General features: G+C 64.1%; 17 protein-coding genes. 5 read left to right on the top strand and 12 right to left on the bottom strand.

Annotated features, from left to right (window positions below):
* Positions 1 to 106: 106 nt before the first annotated feature.
* The 3 genes from O3656_RS04545 to O3656_RS04535 all read right to left on the bottom strand — a co-directional run bounded on the left by O3656_RS04545 (position 107) and on the right by O3656_RS04535 (position 4,685).
* Positions 107 to 784, bottom strand: coding sequence for a potassium channel family protein (locus tag O3656_RS04545; RefSeq protein WP_500062821.1), 678 nt, complete (start codon positions 782 to 784; stop codon positions 107 to 109).
* A gap of 303 nt (positions 785 to 1,087) precedes the next feature.
* Positions 1,088 to 2,035, bottom strand: coding sequence for a hypothetical protein (locus O3656_RS04540; protein ID WP_500062820.1), 948 nt, complete (start codon positions 2,033 to 2,035; stop codon positions 1,088 to 1,090).
* Between the two features lie 1,087 nt (positions 2,036 to 3,122).
* Positions 3,123 to 4,685, bottom strand: a complete 1,563-nt coding sequence (locus O3656_RS04535; protein ID WP_500062819.1) for a TrkH family potassium uptake protein — start codon at positions 4,683 to 4,685, stop codon at positions 3,123 to 3,125.
* Between the two features lie 142 nt (positions 4,686 to 4,827).
* Here O3656_RS04535 and O3656_RS04530 point away from each other — a divergent pair, with 142 nt between their 5' ends.
* The 3 genes from O3656_RS04530 (at position 4,828) to O3656_RS04520 (ending at position 5,962) form a co-directional block, all read left to right on the top strand.
* Positions 4,828 to 5,046 (top strand): helix-turn-helix domain-containing protein, encoded by a 219-nt coding sequence (locus O3656_RS04530; protein WP_003792089.1) that lies wholly within the window; start codon positions 4,828 to 4,830, stop codon positions 5,044 to 5,046.
* An 84-nt stretch (positions 5,047 to 5,130) separates the two neighbouring features.
* Positions 5,131 to 5,229: a 30S ribosomal protein bS22 gene (locus O3656_RS04525; protein WP_003792170.1), complete on the top strand. Its 99-nt coding sequence runs from the start codon at positions 5,131 to 5,133 to the stop codon at positions 5,227 to 5,229.
* A 64-nt stretch (positions 5,230 to 5,293) separates the two neighbouring features.
* On the top strand, positions 5,294 to 5,962 hold the full coding sequence (locus O3656_RS04520) for a histidine phosphatase family protein (protein WP_500062818.1): 669 nt from the start codon (positions 5,294 to 5,296) through the stop codon (positions 5,960 to 5,962).
* A gap of 115 nt (positions 5,963 to 6,077) precedes the next feature.
* Here the strand turns inward: O3656_RS04520 and O3656_RS04515 are convergent, their stop codons facing one another.
* Positions 6,078 to 6,470, bottom strand: a complete 393-nt coding sequence (locus O3656_RS04515) for a phospholipase (RefSeq protein ID WP_500062817.1) — start codon at positions 6,468 to 6,470, stop codon at positions 6,078 to 6,080.
* 78 nt (positions 6,471 to 6,548) lie between these two features.
* Positions 6,549 to 7,454 (bottom strand): ribokinase, encoded by a 906-nt coding sequence (locus tag O3656_RS04510; protein ID WP_500062816.1) that lies wholly within the window; start codon positions 7,452 to 7,454, stop codon positions 6,549 to 6,551.
* Positions 7,455 to 7,641: 187 nt separating this feature from the next.
* Here O3656_RS04510 and O3656_RS04505 point away from each other — a divergent pair, with 187 nt between their 5' ends.
* Entirely contained in the window at positions 7,642 to 9,075 is a 1,434-nt protein-coding gene (locus O3656_RS04505; RefSeq protein WP_500062815.1) for an MFS transporter, read from the top strand.
* A gap of 77 nt (positions 9,076 to 9,152) precedes the next feature.
* Here O3656_RS04505 and O3656_RS04500 read toward each other — a convergent pair whose 3' ends face one another.
* The 6 genes from O3656_RS04500 to O3656_RS04475 all read right to left on the bottom strand — a co-directional run bounded on the left by O3656_RS04500 (position 9,153) and on the right by O3656_RS04475 (position 15,001).
* A complete protein-coding gene (locus O3656_RS04500; RefSeq protein WP_500062814.1) occupies positions 9,153 to 9,650 on the bottom strand; it encodes a DUF4853 domain-containing protein in 498 nt (165 codons plus the stop codon).
* Positions 9,651 to 9,763: 113 nt separating this feature from the next.
* A complete protein-coding gene (locus O3656_RS04495) occupies positions 9,764 to 10,252 on the bottom strand; it encodes a DUF4853 domain-containing protein (RefSeq protein WP_500062813.1) in 489 nt (162 codons plus the stop codon).
* A gap of 104 nt (positions 10,253 to 10,356) precedes the next feature.
* A complete protein-coding gene (locus O3656_RS04490) occupies positions 10,357 to 10,854 on the bottom strand; it encodes a DUF4853 domain-containing protein (protein WP_500062812.1) in 498 nt (165 codons plus the stop codon).
* A gap of 77 nt (positions 10,855 to 10,931) precedes the next feature.
* Positions 10,932 to 12,548: an alpha/beta hydrolase gene (locus O3656_RS04485; RefSeq protein WP_500062811.1), complete on the bottom strand. Its 1,617-nt coding sequence runs from the start codon at positions 12,546 to 12,548 to the stop codon at positions 10,932 to 10,934.
* A 193-nt stretch (positions 12,549 to 12,741) separates the two neighbouring features.
* The gene (locus O3656_RS04480) at positions 12,742 to 13,635 is read right to left on the bottom strand and encodes a 1,4-dihydroxy-2-naphthoate polyprenyltransferase (RefSeq protein ID WP_500062810.1); all 894 of its coding nucleotides are present in this window, start codon (positions 13,633 to 13,635) and stop codon (positions 12,742 to 12,744) included.
* A gap of 43 nt (positions 13,636 to 13,678) precedes the next feature.
* Positions 13,679 to 15,001 carry an AMP-binding protein gene (locus O3656_RS04475; protein WP_500062809.1) on the bottom strand — a complete coding sequence of 441 codons (1,323 nt, stop codon included), beginning with the start codon at positions 14,999 to 15,001 and terminating at the stop codon, positions 13,679 to 13,681.
* Positions 15,002 to 15,219: 218 nt separating this feature from the next.
* On the opposite strand from O3656_RS04475, the gene O3656_RS04470 reads away from it, so the two are divergent.
* Positions 15,220 to 16,662 carry a L,D-transpeptidase family protein gene (locus O3656_RS04470; protein ID WP_500062808.1) on the top strand — a complete coding sequence of 481 codons (1,443 nt, stop codon included), beginning with the start codon at positions 15,220 to 15,222 and terminating at the stop codon, positions 16,660 to 16,662.
* Positions 16,663 to 17,215: 553 nt separating this feature from the next.
* On the opposite strand, the gene O3656_RS04465 is transcribed toward O3656_RS04470, so the two are convergent.
* A partial coding sequence (locus tag O3656_RS04465; protein ID WP_500062807.1) for a hypothetical protein occupies positions 17,216 to 17,488 on the bottom strand: 273 nt, incomplete at its 5' end.

Below are 17,488 nucleotides of genomic sequence, written 5' to 3'. Positions count from 1 at the left end.
CGCTCTGCCTCGCGGCGTGAGCGCGGGCGGCCCCGGCCTCGTCCCCGTGTGACAACGGGAGGGCCCCGCACACACCACTGTGCGGGGCCCTCCCGTATTCTCAGCGCTACGGCCTATTCGCGAAATACTCCAACAGGTGCGAATCGCCCGAGACGATGATCTCGTCGTCGGCATTAATACGTGTGGACGCATCCGCGTACTCAAAACGCTGCTTCGGACGACGAATAGCCAGTACATTCACGCCATAACGGCCACGCAAATCCAGCTCCTCCAGCGTGAAACCGCGCACCTCCTGCGGCGGGCGCAACTTCATGATCGAGAAACCATCCTTCTCCATCTCGATGTAGTCAACCATGCGGCCACCCACCAAGTGCGCCGTGCGCTTACCAGCATCCAAATCCGGGTAGACAACATGATGCGCTCCCACGCGGCGCAGGATACGGCCATGCTGCGAGGACGTCGCCTTCACCCAGATCGACGAAATACCCATGTCGACCAGGTTCGCCGTGATCAACACCGCCGCCTCCAGAGACGACCCCACACCGACAACAGCACTGCGAAACTCGCGTGCGCCCAGCTGCTCGAGAGCGTCCTTGGAGGTTGCATCAGCCTCAACAAGAGGGAAACGCCCCGCGAACGCCTGCACTCGGGCGGGATTCTTTTCAACCGCCAGGATCTCATAGCCCAACTGGTCCTGCGTCACCGCGACAGCCGAGCCGAAACGGCCCAGCCCGATGACCAGCGTTCCCGACTGCAGTTCCTTTGACTCGCGTTCATCTGCCATACCCTCCATTCTTCCCTGCGGGCGCGCGTGCCGCGAACGCTGCGGCCGCGCGTCGCTGGTGTGGGGGGTGTTGGCTGTCGCGCGTGTCCGTCGCGGTCACACGTTCGGCGCGTGAAACATGCGTGAAACATGTGGAAGCTTGTCCCGGTGCTGGTGCCTGCCTCGTTGGTGGTCCCGGCCTCGCTGGTGGTGCTGATGGCTGCGGTCGCATTACTGCTCGTGCCTGCACCAGCCGCAGTTGCCGTCGCCTGCTCGTGCGGTACGCCGATGCGGCCATCTGGCCGCGCTGTGGCATGCGGACAATCAGCGTCCGACCTTCGCGCGGATTGCAACCACAACCTGGGCGACGACCTCGTCGATGAGCTTCAGATCCGACCACCGAACCCGAATCACCTTCCAGCCCGCCCGCTCAAGGTCTCGCTGGCGACGCTGCTGGGCCTCGATCGAATCGTGTACCTGGCTGACGGTCTCCCCGTACTTGATGCGGCCATCAAATTCGATCGCGATCTTCAATGCAGGCAACGCAATATCAATGAAGTACGTGCGGCCATCGATACGGACTTCCTCCTGTGTCGTCAACCCGGTGATCCCCGCGCGCAGTAACGCCAGAAGAACCAAAGCCTCGCCGGGAGACTCGCAACCAGCGTCAGCGCGGTCTATGACCCATCGGGCTCGCCCTCGTCCGATGGTGTTGAGGGAAGTGGCAGCCAAAGCCTCGTGGAATTCTCCACGTGACTCCTCCTGGCGGGCGCGCGACTCATCCTGACGGAAACGATCGAACTGGCACGCGTGGGCCAACCCTGCGCAGGCGATGGGAAACCCGTGCTGTTCGTTGAGTAGGCGAGCGCAGTCAACAACAACTCGCGCCGGTGTCGCGATGCGAAAACCCAGATACTCGATGGAAGACACGGGACGGCCCGGGCGGCACGTACGAACACATACGGAGGGGATGCGGATGCTGTCATCAATGACGACTTCCGGAAAATGCACGAGGGTCGGGCACTTTCGCGATGGCGCATACAGCGCGAGTTGCTCAATGCGAGCCTCGCAGGGAAGGCCAAGCAGGTACGCGGCGACGACACCACTAATAACGTAGTCGGGGTAACGAAGACTCAGGGCACATACACGTGCAATAAAAACTATGTCCCTGCACTCGGATGAACTATGTCTGTCCAACAGAGCTGTCGGAATGTAGACGCCCGAGAGCAGACGACGCAGCGTCCCGTTCTGAATGCGTCGATGAATACGCATGCTAGCTGCGTGGGAGTCCGCAACTACCAGGGACGATCGAATGGATTCCACGTGTTCTCGCAACATTGCAACTCCTTCGTTACTGCGAGGTGTGCTTCGCTGTTGGTACTTGGATTCAACTGTGTTCCGGTTGGACGTTGCATTCAAGCCCTGCGCATGAGCCTGTGGATAACTCTCGGTTGGAAACTAGCCTGTGGATGATGGGGCTTTTACGCTAGTCGTGCCTGCTCTGGATTGAGCTGCTCGGAACTGGCCTGTGTGTGCCGGGGCCAATTCCAGTCGGCTAACCTCCGATCAGTCCCTGCGCGTTCGGGAGCTACATCGTGATGAGCAGCCGATAACCCGCACAATGCCCAGCTCAGGGGCGCATTGGTCTGGTGCCTGGGTGAAAGTGGGGACCAGTCTGTCAGCTGCGTTGAAATAGGCACCAAGGTGGTGTTGGAAACGGGAGAAAATTCTCCCTGCTCGCGAGAAATGGCCGGATTTCGGTGTTTTTGGGCGTGCTGGGAGAGTTTTGTACCGGTTGGGCCAGGGGGTGGGTGTTGCTGGGAGAGTTTTGTACCGGGTGAGCCCGGGGGTGGCTGTTGCTGGGAGAGTTTTGTACCGGGTGAGTGGTGGATTGGTGTTGGAAGCGGGAGAAAGTTCTCCCTGCTCGCGAGAAATGGCCGGATTTCGGTGTTTTTGGGCGTGCTGGGAGAGTTTTGTACCGGTTGGGCCCGGGGGTGGCTGTTGCTGGGAGAGTTATGTACCGGATGGGCCTTGAGGTGGGTGTTGCTGGGAGAGTTTTGTACCGGTTGAGCCCGGGGATGGGTGTTGCGGGGAGAGTTTTGTACCGGATGGGCCAGGGGGTGGGTGTTGCTGGGAGAGTTTTGTACCGGTTGAGCCCGGGGGTGGCTGTTGCTGGGAGAGTTTTGTACCGGGTGAGTGGTGGATTGGTGTTGGAAGCGGGAGAAAATTCTCCCTGCTCGCGAGAAATGGCCGGATTTCGGTGTTTTTGGGCGTGCCGGGAGAGTTTTGTACCGGTTGGGCCCGTGCGTGGGGCTCGTTGGGGGCGGGTTTGTTGTGTGGAGCCCCACTAGCCCGGAAATCAGCCGATGATGGGCTGCTCTTCGGGCATACGGATGACGCGGGAGCGCTGGCGCAGGGCCAGGGCCGCGGCCACGGTCATGGAGCCGGTGCGGCCCGCGAACATGAGGACAATCAGCACGTATTTGGCGCCCACGGGCAGGATCGGGGTGATGCCGGTGGACAGGCCGACGGTCGCGAATGCTGACACGGTCTCGAAGAGGATGATATCGAGCGTGTAGTCCGTCATCGACATCAGGAGTACGACGGAGATTGCGACGAGCGCCAGGCCCAGCAGGGACACGGCAACCGACAGGCGGATCGTGGAGGTGGGGATGCGCCGGCCGAAGGTTTCAATGTCGCGGTCGCCTCGCGCTTCCGCGATGACGGCGAGTACGAGGACAGCGAAGGTCGTGACTTTGACGCCGCCCGCGGTGGATGCTGAGCCGCCGCCGATCATCATGAGGATGTCCTGGACGAAGTGGGTTTGCGAGTGCATGGCGCCCACGTCGAGGGCGGACAGCCCTGATGATCGGGAGTTCACGCCGGCGAGCATGGCGTTGAGGATCTTCGACGGCGTGTCGATCGCGCCGAGCGTCGTCGGGTTGTGCCACTCGGTGAGAGCCATTGCGAGGGCACCGACGAACGCCAGAATCAGGTAGGTCGACAGTGTCAGCTTGGTGTGGAGGCGCCAGCGGCGCGGAGTGCGCAGGTTTTTGGCGACGTCCATGATGACGGGGAAGCCGATGGCGCCCACGGTTGTGCCCAGGATGATGGGGATCAGCATCCACCAGTCGGTGACGTGGGGCGCCAGGCCACCGGGGAGGATGACGAAGCCCGCGTTGTTGAACACGGAGATCGCCATGAAGACGGCATCCCAGACGGCGCGCACGGGGTCGATGCCCATGGCGAGGAAGCGGGGGAGGAACACGGCGGCGAGGAGCGCCTGCATGCTCAGTGATGTGGCGATGACGGCTTTGAGGAGTGTCGAGATCTGTCCCATGGCGCCGGTTCCCGCTTCTTGGGTGGCGAGCATGCGCTGGGTGAGGCCGAGGTGGCGTGACACCGCGAATCCGAGGATTGATGCGAGGGTCATGACGCCCAGGCCGCCGACGACGATGCCGGCGGCGATGACGGCTTGGCCGAAGGGGGACCAGTAGGTCGCGGTGTCGACGGTGGTCAGGCCGGTGACGCACACGGCGGATACGGCGGTGAAGAGTACGTCGACGAAGGGGGCGGACGTGTCCGATGAGGAGGAGATGGGGAGCATCAGGAGCGCGGTGACGACGCCGATGATGAGTGCGAAGGTGCCCAGTGCGAGGCGTGCGGGCGAGTAGCGTGCTTGGCGTGAGAGCCAGGCGCGCACCCGCTGCATGCGGGAGGTGGGGACCTGGGGGTGGGGGCCGCTGGGTCCTCCGGGGATTTGGCGGACGATGGGGGAGGGCTGTGGGCTGAGGGTTTCCTCCGCGAGAGTGGGGGACGAGGCCGGGGCTCGCCCGTGCATCAGGGATCGGGTGGCGCCGGGCTGGGGACGTAAACGAGGTGTCTTCGCTCGCTGTTGTCGACCCTTGCGTGCCGGTGCCATCGCTGCTCCTTAACGACTCTGCAACAAAACTGGACAAAGTTGCAGTTTCCATGTGGTTGGGCAGTAGTATATTTCGTGAGGCTACGTAAGCGGTGAACGAATCGGGTTTAGCGCGCCTCGCGAGCATACTGGGAGTCAGTAAATGGAACAGCAGTCGGCGCCGCGTTTTATGACTGTCACGGAAGTGGCGGACATCATGCGCGTCTCTAAGATGACTGTGTACCGCTTGATTCACAGTGGCGAAATGCCCGCGATTCGCGTCGGAAAGAGCTTCCGAGTCCCGGAGGCCGCGGTCGCTCAGATGATCCAGGCCGGTATGGCGGATCACTCTGGTGACCAGGCTCGCGTCATTGGCGGGTAGTATAGGCACGATGTGCCCGTCTCGGGCACCCATCATCCATCAGCGGTAGTACCTCTGCCGCACACACTACGAGGGAGGAACCCCATGGGCTCCGTCATCAAGAAGCGCCGCAAGCGCATGGCGAAGAAGAAGCACCGCAAGCTCCTGCGCAAGACGCGTCACCAGCGTCGCAACAAGAAGTGAGCGAGCGGAGGCCCGGCCTTTTGGTCGGGCCTCTCGTGTATCCGGGCCCCTATACTTGGGTGTTATGGAACGCACCATTATTCATGTTATGCGCCACGGTGAGGTGGACAATCCGAAAGGTGTTTTGTATGGGCGTCTGCCTGGTTTTGGGCTGACGGAGCTGGGCCACGCGATGGCTGCTCGCGCCGCGGAGTACCTGGTGGATTCGGGTGCGGATATTACGCGCGTGATTTCTTCGCCGCTGCTGCGCGCGCAGTTGACGGCGGCACCGACGGCGGCGGCGTATGGGCTGACGATTGAGTCGGATCCGCGTCTCATTGAGTCCGATAACGTGTTCGAGGGGATGCCGGTGAATTCGAATCGGGCGATGCTGGCGAATCCGAAGTACTACAAGTACTACTGCAATCCGCTGCGTCCCTCGTGGGGTGAGCCGTACCGGGATGTTGCGTCGCGCATGAGTGCGGCCCTGTCGTCGGCTTTGCGTGCGGCGCGGGGGCACGAGGCTTTGGTGGTGTCGCATCAGAATCCGATCGTGACGCTGACGCGCTTTGTGAATGGACAGCCGTTGCCTCATTCTCCGAAGTCGCGCCACTGCGCGCTCGCGTCGATCACGTCCTTCATTTTTTCGGGCACCACGCTTGTGGGGACGTCTTACGCGGAGCCTGCGGCGGACCTCGTCGCGATTGCGAAGGATATGACGCCGGGGGATTCGCAGGCGGATCTACGCCGCTGACCGTAGCGTCCGGGCTGACCGTAGCCGTAGCGTCCGGGGTATCGGGTCGCGCTGCGGTAGGGCGCGTCTGAGGCGCGCGACAAGCAGCGCCTGAGGTGGACGGTAACGGTGTCCCTTAGTGGGCCTCGTCGCCCGAGGCCTCGGTGGGGTCGGATGCGACGTCGTCGGAGCGCTTGCGGCGCTCGCGCTCGCGGCGTTCTTCCTCGCGGCGCTTGCGCTGGATGTCGCGCTCGAGGCGGAAGAGGAACTCGGGGTCGTCGTCGGGGGCGGAGGGGCGCTTGGGGGCCTCGGGCGACCGTGTCTGCTTCTTTTCTGCGCGGGATACCCACCGCAGGACGAGCCACGCGATGGGGCCGATGGCGGCGACCGTCGCGGTGAACAGGATGATCATGAGCCATATCGGCTTGGCGATTTTGCCGGGCATCTCGTCTTCGGGCGTGCGGTGCCAGTCGGCAGCAGCGTAGATGGTGAGCGCGAGCATTGCGACGACGAGGGCGATTCTGGCCATGCCCCTAGCATAGGGGCGTGGGAGGGCTCACGCTGGCGCGTTCACTCCCGGAGCAATCGGGGGCGCTGCGCGTGGCGTTTAGGCGCGCGTCACGCGGGGGAGTGCTGCGTACGAGGGGGCGGCGCCGGGCGCGAGGACCGCGGTCGAGCCAGCCCGGATACCGTCGGCCACGGCCTCGTCGAAGGGCTTGCCGAGGGCCATGGCGGCGGCCAGCGCGCCCACGCACGCGTCCCCGGCCCCCGTGGTATCCACGGCCTCGCCGAGGGTGAGGGCGGGGCAGTGCCCGGCCTCGCTGCCCGATGCCCACGCAGCCCCATCCGCGCCCAGGGTGACCATGACGTGCTTGGGGCCGAGGCCTCGCAGCGCCCGCGCGACGCCGATCGCCTCCATGGGGCTGGCGGGGGCGGGCATACCGAGCGTGAGGCCGGCCTCCGTCTCGTTGACAACGAGGATGTCCGTGCGCGCCATGAGCGCCGGGTCTGTCGGGCGCGCGGGGGCGAGGTTGAGCAGGACGCGCGCGCCGAAAGAATGCGCCCACGCGAGGGCTTCGGCGTTGGCGCGCTCGGGGATCTCCGCCTGGAGGACGACGATGTCGGAGGGGGCGGGGAACAGCGAGGCCTTGGCGGGCTCGACGGTCACGGTCGCGTTCGCTCCGGCGTCGAGGATGATCGTGTTCTCACCCGAGGAAGCGACGGTGATGAGCGCGGTCCCGGAAGGGCCGTTGACCTCGCGCAGGTGCGTGACGTCCACGCCGTGGGATGCCAGGTCGCAGCGCAGGCGCTGGCCCGAGGGGTCTGAGCCGAGCGCGCCGACAAAGACGACGGTCGTCCCCGAGTGTGCGGCGGCGGCCGCCTGGTTCGCGCCTTTGCCGCCGAGGCTGTAGGTGAGCGAGGTGCCAGAGAGTGTTTCGCCGGGGGAGGGGAAACGGTCGACCGTGACCGTGACATCCTGGTTGATGGAACCGACGACAATGACGCGTGCCATGAGCGCTCCTTTGCGATGGGATTCTCTATTGTGCCACGTCACAGTGGTGTCGTCGCGTATTTTGGTGCCTCGTAGGTGGAGTCGTTGGTGCGCGCGTTGAACGATAGCGAGAGTTAAGCGCAGCTTCATTCGCGCACTAGTTTCCTGCAATACTGCTAAACGGTTGATTTGTGGTGAACTAATCGCCGTGCGCACGCTCCGATTCTTCATCTCATCACGGGCGGCAGGCTCCACCTGCCGCGTCGCCACCGTCCCCTCACAGGTGATCCGAGGGGCGGCCTCGGCCCCCGCGCTCAACATGCGCACCGTCGCCACGGGCGGCGAATACGCGGACGGCCCGGCGCGCGTCCTCCTCCCGCTCCTCGGCATCTACGCCCTCGGCACCGTCTCCCTCCAGGGCTTCAACCTCGTCTACCTGCGCGTCGCCCAAGACATCGGCGCGGGGGACGCCTCCGGCCTGATCACCGCGATTCCCGGCATCGTCCTCGGAGTCGCCTGCTTCCTGTACGGAACCCTCGGCGACTTCATCCCGCTGCGACGCATCGTCGACGTGGGAATCGCCCTCATCGTGGCCGGGTCATTGCTCGGCTTTGCCTTCTCCTCGTCCCTGGTCGGCGTCATCGTCGCGCGCGCCCTCCAAACCCTCGGATACCAGGCGGCCGCCTCCGCGTACATGATCCTGGCGACCGCGATCCGCGACCCGAAGAAACGAGGCCTCTACGTGGGCCTCATGTGCGCGGCCTTCCAGGGCGGCACCGCGATCGGGATGCTCTCGGGCGGCATCCTCGCCGACATCAACTGGGCGCTCCTCCTCCTCATCCCCCTGGCCGGCCTGGCATGCCTGCCCATCATGGGGCGGCGCGTGCCCGCGCGTGCGCACGCCGGCCGCGTCGACGTCGTCGGCCTCGCGATCTTCTCCTCCCTGGCGCTCCTGCTCACCCTGGCCGCAGCGAACCCCCACTGGTGGCTCATCGCCGGCCTCGTCCTCGGCGGCGTCCTCTTCTGGCGCTACATCGGGCGTGCGCGCGCCCCCTTCATCACGCGCTCCTTCTTCACGAACGTGCCGTGGGCGCGCTCGATCAGCCTCATCCTGATCGTCTACTGCATGAACTTCACGGTCGCGCCCCTCATGAACGGTATCGGTGCCGCCTACTACGGGCTCACGCCTGCCCAGGTGTCCGTGCGTCTCCTGCCCGCCTACTGCGTCGCCCTGACCACCGCCATGGCGTCGGGTGCCGTCATGTCCCGCATCGGACGCGGCCGCACCGTGCGCGCGTGCATCGGCTTCATCCTGACGGGCACCGCCCTCCTCGTGCTGTGCATGAGCATGGGAACGTGGGTCATCACCGCCGCGATGTGCTTCATTTACGCGGGCTTTGGTGCCCTGTTCACACCCATCTACGACACCGTTTTTGCGACCGTCGCCCCCGGACAGAACGGGCGCGCCGTCGCCATGAACGACCTCGCCATGCAGGGCAGCGCCGCGATCGGCATCGGCGTGTTCACGCCGTGGCTCGCCTCGGACGCATTCCGGGCCGTCGCCCTCGTCTGCGTCGTCGCCGCAGCGACCGGCATTGCTGGCGACTGGCTGCACGAATACCTGTACCGCCGCGGGCGCTGAGCTACTTTCTCACCCGCGGCGCATACGCGCGAGGAGCGCGAGTGGTCGCGCTCGTCGGCGTGCGGTTGCTCGTTGCATCATCCCTGTCCTGAGGGTGGAAGGTTGGGGTCGAACCAGTCGGGGATGCGCCCCGGCTGGTCGATCAGCTGCGGCGGGTTGCCAGTGGACCCGTCCGTTGGAGTGCCTGTCGTGTAGTAGTAGGTGGAGGTTTGCTCGCCCAGTCGTGTCGTCGCGGAGACCACGGCGTGGTATTCCTCGTTAGTCCACATGTAGTCAACGATCTCAACTCCGCCGGATGTCCAGCGTTTTTCGGATAGCTCGAATCCGAGGGGGAGGAGACGTGCGCTGTAGGTGTCGCGGATGAGGTCGGTGTCCAGCTCGGTGAAGAAGAACATGCGCGAATGGAACGAGCAGATGGTCTTGCCATTTTTGGGATAAGTGTCGATCGAGTAGCTGTTCTTGTACGCCATGAAGTTCTCGGCGGTGACAACTTCGTTGCGCGCGGCGATGATGGTGGGCTCGATGTCGCGCTGGAAGGCCTCGACGGACTTAACCTGTGGGCTAAACGGGTTCATGGATCCTCCGAAAAACGGTGCGCACGCGGTCGTGCACAGCGCCAGGAGGGCGCAGGCGAGGAACGCGAGTGGTCGCGCTCCTCGCACCGTCGGAGTAGGTTTTGTCATCCGTGTCATGCGGGTGGGAGGTTGGGGTCGAACCAGTCGGGGATGCGTCCGGGCTGGTCGATCATCTGCTGGGGATCGTCAGTTGATCCGTCCGAGGGGTTTCCCTGTGTGTAGTAGTACGTGGAGGTCTGCTCGCCCAGTCGCGTTGTCGCTGATACGACGGCGTGGTATTCCTCGTTAATCCACAGGTAGTCGACGATCTCGACTCCGTTGGAGGTCCAGCGCTTTTCGGAGAGCTCAAATCCGAGAGGGATGAGGCGTTCGCTGTAGATCTCGCGGATGTGGTCCGTGTCCAGCTCGGTGAAGAAGAACATGCGTGAGTGGAGAGAATATACGGGCTTTCCGTCCTCCTGGGTCCTGTAGATGGTGTAGTTGTTCTTGTATGCCATGAAGTTCTCGGCGGTGAGGAGCTCGTTGCGCGCGGCGATGATGGTGGGCTCGAGGTCGCGCTGGAAGGCCTCGATGGATTTGACCTGGGGGCTAAACGGGTTCATGGATCCTCCGAAAAACGGTGCGCACGCGGTCGTGCACAGCGCCAGGAGGGCGCAGGCGAGGAGCGCGAGTGGTCGCGCTCCTCGCCTGCGCAGGAGGCGTGTGGTCATTTCTGGTCTGCGGGTGGGAGGTTGGGGTCGAACCAGTCGGGAGTGCGTCCAGGCTGGTCGATCATCTGCTTGGGATCACCGTTGGATCCGTCTGAGGGGTTACCTACCGTGTAGTAGCGGGTCGCGCTTTGCTCGCCGAGCCGTGTTGTTGACACTACGGCGGCGTGGTACTCCTCATTGGTCCAGAGGAATTGGACAATATCAACTCCGTTGGAGGTCCAGCGTTTTTCGGATAGCTCAAATCCGAGGGGGAGGAGGTGCTTGTTGTAGGTGTCGCGGATGTGGTCCGTGTCCAGGTCACTGAAGTAATACAGGCGGGTGTGGACAGAATAGAGTGGGCCCTGGGCGGACCCGAAACTGCCGATGAAGTCTCCGTTTACGTAGGCAATGAAGTTCTCGGCGGTGACGAGCTCGTTGCGCGCGGCGATGATGGTGGGCTCGAGATCGTGCTGGAAGGCCTCGATGGATTTAGCTGGGGTAGTACTCGGGGTCATGGCTCCTCCAAGAAGCGACGTGCATGCAGCGCACGCGATGGTTGATGCGAGTGCAATAAGGGGAATTAGGAGTTTTTTCATGAGGGGGGATTGCCTCCGATGACACTGGCGATATCTCGGTTCGCCTGGGTGTCCTTCTGGAAGTAGCCGCTATGTTGATCCCAAGGGGTATAGAAGCTCGGAGCGGGACCGACATCACCGGAGAGGTGCGTGTACCCGTCCATCTTGTCGGGGTTCTTCCCGAACGAGTCATCCGGGCCCACGCCCTGTACAACGTCATGCAGATATGGGGCAGCACTGACGTAGAGATGCCCCGGCTGAACGTGGAACTCGGCCACGTCCTGAACGCCCGAGCCGGGCGAGCCGAATTGAACCAGGTCGTCGATGACGCCATCTCCTACCAGAGTTGCGGCGATGCCCGCCGTGGTCGAGCCGTAGGAGTGGCTGGCGACGGTGATATGCGCGTCGCCAGCTCCGTGCTCGCGAGCCGCGTCGATACCGGTCAGGAAGTTGGCGAGCTTCGTGGCACCCGCCTGAGCCATGTCGGTGTTTGACGCCTCGATGAGGCCCGGAGGCGCATCGTATCCGAAGAACGAGACCATCGCGACTGTTTCGCCGGGCTTGGTTGCGTCTTTCGCTGCTTCTCGCATGACTGTGGCATGTTCGTCGTAATCGAGGATGGAACCGTCCTTGCCGTTCCCTGCAACGCTCGTGGTCATGCCGGGAACAATAACCCCGATGTGATCGGCGTCGTCCGGATTATTCTGCGAGACAGCCGCGAGGATGTTCGGTCCGCTCGGATCAAGCTGCATCAGGTAGCGAGGAACACCGTCGGACTCCTGCTTGAGAGTCTCGTCAATTTGATCCAAAGCCTTGACGCGGTCCGTAAGGCGTTTCAATTCCAGAACAACATGGGGGCTATTACTAAAGCGGTGCTCCGCAATGTACGCGTCCAGCTCTTCTTTGGCCTGCTTCTGGAGGCGGGGCAGCATGATCCGGTTCGCCTGATTGCGCGACGTGTAGTCGACGCCCTCAAGGTTGCCGATGACGTCCGGATGCTGCTCGATCATCCACTGCTTGTCCTTGTCGGATAGGGAGTTCCACCAGGACGCAACTTCCTGAGCTGAGGCACCAGCGGGGGGCAATGAGGGGCGCACCTTGTTCATAGCAGAGTAGTGAACGTTGTTATCGTAGGTTCCCGCGTCCAATGCAGACATTTTCTGCGAGAGGGAATCGACGAGCTCCCGTGCCCGCGTGAGGGCAGTGTTGACACGCTCCTGTGCAGTGTCGACCATGTACTTGATATCGAGGATATTCTTCCCGGCCTTTTTGAGTTTCTTCACCTGAGCGGCATCCATCGACACGTTCCCGCTCGCGTCAATAGACATGCCCCATGTGCTGGCCAGTTGCTTCGCATCGTCAGCGTTCGCGCGGACCTCATTGATGCCCTCAGCGCCCTCTGAGGCGATCTCGGCTGAGCTGATGAGGAAGTTAACCTCTTTCTCGATAGCCATCATGCGCTTGTGCAACGCGACCTTGGCGGCCTTGACCGTTTGGCTTGAACCAACGAGGCTACCCAGTTGATCTGCAAGGCTATCGCCTGCGGCCTGCAGCAGGCGCTGCTTGTTTTCACACTCCACTGCGTACGTCTGCAGCGGCGCGGATTCCCATTGCTGGATGTCTGTCCAGTTCACGGCTTCACCACCGGACCCGGGGCAACCGTGCCCATCTGGGCGTGCGCGCCCGGCGTGTAGGAATCATTGCTCATCGTGGCCTCCGCGTGAACGGTGAGTAGTTCTGTGGGTCATCCTACCTGACAGGTGGTCGTTTTTCAGTGGCCGACGAGGCCTCGTGAGTGCGTGGAGCCCCGGCCTCGTCGATGAAAACCTACGCAATCACGAGGGCGATCGCCGCGAGAAGACTCCACGACAACGTGAAAAAACCGGTGTTGCGCAGGACTGTGATGAGCTCGCGACCCGAGGCACCAGTGAGGACCGGCAGGCTTACGCCGACCGCCCACGCGCCCGCGCCCACGCCCAGGGCGCACGTCGCCAGCGGATGCAAGCCAAGCGCCGCACCGAGGGTCACGATCATCACGACCGGAAGCCACGCGCACGCCGCAAACACCCAGCGCGACGTCCGGTCCCCCAGGCGCACGGCCGCCGTCATCTTGCCCGACTCGCGGTCCGTCGGAATATCTCGAATATTATTGGCCATCAGCAGGGCCACCGACAGCAGGCCCAGTGCCGACGCGCTCATCCACAGCCACCACGGGGCCGACTGCACCTGCGTCCACGTCGTGCCCACGCACGCCAGCAGACCGAAAAACACAAAAACCATGAGCTCCGACAGACCGATGCCCATATAGGCGTAGGGGTGCTTGCCGCCCGTATAGAACCACGCCGCGACCACGGCCGCGACGCCCGCGGCGATCAGCCACCAGGTACCAGAAATCGCAACCAGCGCCAGGCCCGCGACCCCAGCCAGCGCGAACGAACCCAGCGCCGCCGCCAGGACAGTCTTCGGTTTGGCGAGGCCCCCGCCCGTCAGGCGCGCAGGCCCCTTGCGATTATCGTCCGTCCCGCGAATGCCATCCGAATAATCATTCGCGTAATTGACCCCCACCTGCAGCGCCAGCGCCACCAGGAGCGCCAGGGACGCGCGCAGCGTGCTGAAGCCCCCCAGGTAGTGCGCGGCCGCCGACCCCACGATCACGGGTGCGGCGGCGGCAGGGAGGGTGCGCAGGCGAGCGCCTTCAATCCAGTTCGAAACGGAAGCCATGCCCACCAGTGTAGTTGGAGCGGGCGCTCGCCCGGGCAGCGGGTTAGCGCACCCACTCCCGTTCAGTGCCCGAGGCCTCGGCCGCAGCCTGCGCTGCGGCAGCGCGGTCGACCTTGTCGAAGCCCAGGTAGGGGAGGGCCTCGACCGCCACAACCCGGCGGGGAGCCTGCGCGCGACCAATACGAGCCGCCGTGTGCTCGCGGACCGCGGAACCAAGCTCAGCCATCTCCAGCGAATCCGCCGGCACCTGCTCCGGAACCACCAGCGCAGTCACCACGTGCCCCCACTTCTCGTCCGGCGTCGCCATGATCCACGCGTCCGCCACGCCCTCGAACGAGCGCACCGCCCGGCGCACCGGCCCCGGCGCAATCGACAGGCCACCCGAAACGATCACGTCGTCCGCGCGACCACGCACCTCTACCGTCCCAGAAGCCCGGATAATGCCCAAGTCCCCGGTGAGCAGCCAACGGTGGCCGCCCTCGTCAAAGAAAGGGCTCTCCGCATCCAGGTAGCGGGTCATCAGCGTGGGGCCGTTAATCGCCAGGCGCGTGCGACCGTCCCAATCCACCGCGCGCACCGACGTGCCCGGCAGGGGCTTGCCGTTGTACACGCAGCCGCCCGCCGTCTCCGTCATGCCGTATGTGAGACGCACCTTCAGGCCGACCTCGATCGCGCGGGCGAGCAACTGCTGGTTCGTCGCCGCGCCCCCCACGAGGATCGCCGACAGGGAACGCATCGGCCCCACGACCTCCTCGCCCGCCTCGAGGCACTGGGCGAGCTGGGTGGGCACGAGCGACAGGTAGCCCGGCATCCCATCCTGCGTCGCGCCCGCAATCGCCGGCAGGAGCGCGCGGGGATCGAAGCCCTCGGACGTATCCACGATCTGCGGATTCGTCTCCGCGACCGCCGCGCGCAGCAGAATCATCGCGCCCGCAATGTGGTGCGCAGGCAGGGCCAGGATCCAACGTCCCGGGCCGTCCAGAGCCAGCTCGGTTGCCTTCGCCGAAGCGATGAGCGCGTCGATCGATAGGCCGACGAGGCGGGGGGTGCCCGCGCTCGACCCCGACGTCGGGACAACCAGGTCAATACCGTCGAAGAAATTCGCGTCCGCGTTGATCGCCTCGGCGAGGCCGGGGTGGCGTTCTGCGGGGAAAGCGTCCTCGGGGGTCACCGCCGAGCCGCGCAGCGTCGCCGGAGGAACATCCCCTGGCGCGCGCAGGATGACAACCGTGTGCGGTGCCGGATGATTCGGGTCGGCCTGACGCTCCTCGTAGAGCTCGACAAGCTTGTGGATCGACGCGTTCGCCAACGCGACGGCACCGATAGTGGTGCCTCCGGGCACAACAAGAAGTCGCGGCGCAGCCATGATGAGCCTCCCAAAATCGACGGCAAACGCGTATACAACCAGGATAAAGGCTCGCGTTCTTGCAGGTGGCAAGGGGAGTCGCGGCAATAATCACGTTTGTCGGTTGATTGGTTGGTCGAAAAGGCGAGATTTCGCCCCTTTCCGTGTGGTCGATAACTCAGCTGAAAATTCAACGGAATTTACCCACAAGCGCACACGAGGCTATACGATAAGAAACGATGCTCAAGAAACTATCTCTGAAAACCAGATGGGCGATCGGCGTTGTGAGCGCCCTCGTCCTCCTCGTCGTATGCGCCGGCGTCGTCTACGCCGCCAACTACTCCGGACGCGCCCTGCCCGGCACCACCATCGCCGGGACCTCCGTCGCGGGCATGACCCGAGACCAGGTCGTCGCTGCAGTGAACCAGCGCGCCGACGCCACCAACGTGTCCCTCACCGTCGAAGGCAAGACCACGCAGGCCTCGCTCAACGAAGCGGGCATCACGGTCGACGCCGACGAGACCGCCGACGCCGCAATGAAGGGCTCCACGTCCCTACCCGCGTTCGTCAGCGCCTTGTTCTCCCAGCGCAACGTCGACCCCGTCGTCACCGTCAGTGAGGAATCCATCAAGAAGCTCGCGGCCACCGCGAACTCCACCCTGACCTCGGAAATGAAGGACGCTGCGGTCGTCGTCGCGCAAGACGGTGAATCCTTCACCGTCACCCCCGCGCAAAACGGCAACGGCGTGTCCACGGACGACGTGGCCGCCGCCGTCAAGCAGGCCGGCGCCACCCTCACCTCCGTCACCCAGGACGTCAGCGTGCGCCAGATGGAACCCTCCATCACCACCGAGGACGCGCAGGCCGCCGCCGAGCAGGCCAACGCCCTCCTCGACACGCCCATCGAAATCTCCGACGGCATCGACACCTTCACCGCCGAGCGCTCCGACAAGGTTCAGTGGGTCGAATTCCTCACCAAGGATGACGGCAGCCTGGATGCACCCTCGATCAGCACCGTCAAGGTCGCCGACTGGGTCAACGCCCTGGCCGCCAAGACCGACGTCAAGCCCGAAAACCGCGTCGACAACGTCGACTCCCAAGGCAACGTCCTGACCGTCGCCCGTGAAGGCAAGAAGGGCCTCAAGACCAACAACACCGAACAGATCACCAAGGACGTCGTCGCCGCCATGACCGACGGCAAGGCCTACGAGGGCCTGTTCCACTACGACGACGTCGAGCCCGGCTCCGAGACCAAGCAGGTCGCCGAAGGCACCGAAAACCTGGTCTACCAGGCCGCCGAAGGCGAAAAGTGGGTCGACATCAACCTCACCGACGCCTCCGTCACCGCCTACATCGGCGGCAAGGTCGCCGGCGGCCCCTTCTACATGGTCCCCGGCGCACCCGACACGCCGACCGTCACCGGCACCTTCCACGTCTACCTCAAGTACGACGTGCAGACCATGCGCGGTGAAAACGCCGACGGCTCCAAGTACGAGACCGAAGGCGTCCCGTGGGTCACCTACTTCACCGGCTCCTACGCTATGCACGGCGCCCCCTGGCGCTCCTCCTTCGGCTGGAGCGGCTACGGCGGCTCCCACGGCTGCGTGAACATGCCCGTCGACGCCGCGAAGTTCATCTACGACTGGACCGACATGGGTGACACGGTGGTCGTGCACTACTGACAGCTGACTGCGGTGGCGCACTGGTGCTCACCTGTCGCGTGGCACCACCTGCCGCGTGGCGCCGATAGTCGCTGAGTATCGAGGGCGGGCCGGAACCGAGAGGTTCCGGCCCGCTTTGTCGTGTCTGTGGTTGTGGCCCCGCTGGTGTTCCGGGCGCGTGTCTGGTGGCGCGTGTCTGGTGGCGCGTGTCTGTGGGGCCGGGCTGCTTGATGCGCCCGTGGGCGGTGTCTGTGGGGCCGGGCTGCTTGATGCGCCCGTGGGTGGCATCTGTGGGCGGTGGTAGTGGGCGGTGTCTGTGGGTGGTGGTAGTGGGCCGCTGGTGTTCCGGGTGTAGCTGGTGGCGCGTGCCTGGTGGCGCGTGTCTGTGGGGCCGGGCTGCTTGATGCGCCCGTGGGTGGCATCTGTGGGCGGTGGCCTGCCCGCGTGATCGCCACACGCGAGCCTGACGGCTCGGTGTGATCGATCTTGAAGCCCGGCCAGGCCCCTCCGGCGCCCACGGCCGCCGCAGCCGGGCCCCGTCTCGAATCCTGGCCAGGCCCCTCCGGCGGCGACCTTAAATATCAGCGCATACGACCTTCGTCAGCACTTCCTGTTCTATCCCCAGTGCGCGAAATAATTCGCCCTGCGTGGCTTGTTGCTTGCTTGTGCGCGAAATAATTCGCCCTGCAGACGCGAAAGAGGCGAAAAACGCCGTTTTTAGGTGTGCTGGGCGAACTTTTTCGCGGAACCGCTGTAGAACGGGAGCGCTGGGAGAGTTTTGTACCGGGTTTGGCGCTTGGTGCGGTACAAAGTTCTCCCTGCTCGGCTTCTTGGTGGTGGCGGCGGT

The sequence above is a fragment of the Pauljensenia sp. 27098_8_83 genome (assembly GCF_041432695.1).
Taxonomy (GTDB): domain Bacteria; phylum Actinomycetota; class Actinomycetes; order Actinomycetales; family Actinomycetaceae; genus Pauljensenia.
This window is presented reverse-complemented; position numbering and strand designations above follow the sequence as displayed.

Bases quoted from the DNA above. Each gene is read 5' to 3' on its own strand.
- O3656_RS04545 (WP_500062821.1), bottom strand. From the start codon at position 784: ATGGCAGATGAACGCGAGTCAAAGGAACTGCAGTCGGGAACGCTGGTC.
- O3656_RS04540 (WP_500062820.1), bottom strand. From the start codon at position 2,035: ATGCGTATTCATCGACGCATTCAGAACGGGACGCTGCGTCGTCTGCTC.
- O3656_RS04535 (WP_500062819.1), bottom strand. From the start codon at position 4,685: ATGGCACCGGCACGCAAGGGTCGACAACAGCGAGCGAAGACACCTCGT.
- O3656_RS04530 (WP_003792089.1), top strand. From the start codon at position 4,828: ATGGAACAGCAGTCGGCGCCGCGTTTTATGACTGTCACGGAAGTGGCG.
- O3656_RS04525 (WP_003792170.1), top strand. From the start codon at position 5,131: ATGGGCTCCGTCATCAAGAAGCGCCGCAAGCGCATGGCGAAGAAGAAG.
- O3656_RS04520 (WP_500062818.1), top strand. From the start codon at position 5,294: ATGGAACGCACCATTATTCATGTTATGCGCCACGGTGAGGTGGACAAT.
- O3656_RS04515 (WP_500062817.1), bottom strand. From the start codon at position 6,470: ATGGCCAGAATCGCCCTCGTCGTCGCAATGCTCGCGCTCACCATCTAC.
- O3656_RS04510 (WP_500062816.1), bottom strand. From the start codon at position 7,454: ATGGCACGCGTCATTGTCGTCGGTTCCATCAACCAGGATGTCACGGTC.
- O3656_RS04500 (WP_500062814.1), bottom strand. From the start codon at position 9,650: ATGAACCCGTTTAGCCCACAGGTTAAGTCCGTCGAGGCCTTCCAGCGC.
- O3656_RS04495 (WP_500062813.1), bottom strand. From the start codon at position 10,252: ATGAACCCGTTTAGCCCCCAGGTCAAATCCATCGAGGCCTTCCAGCGC.
- O3656_RS04490 (WP_500062812.1), bottom strand. From the start codon at position 10,854: ATGACCCCGAGTACTACCCCAGCTAAATCCATCGAGGCCTTCCAGCAC.
- O3656_RS04480 (WP_500062810.1), bottom strand. From the start codon at position 13,635: ATGGCTTCCGTTTCGAACTGGATTGAAGGCGCTCGCCTGCGCACCCTC.
- O3656_RS04475 (WP_500062809.1), bottom strand. From the start codon at position 15,001: ATGGCTGCGCCGCGACTTCTTGTTGTGCCCGGAGGCACCACTATCGGT.
- O3656_RS04470 (WP_500062808.1), top strand. From the start codon at position 15,220: ATGCTCAAGAAACTATCTCTGAAAACCAGATGGGCGATCGGCGTTGTG.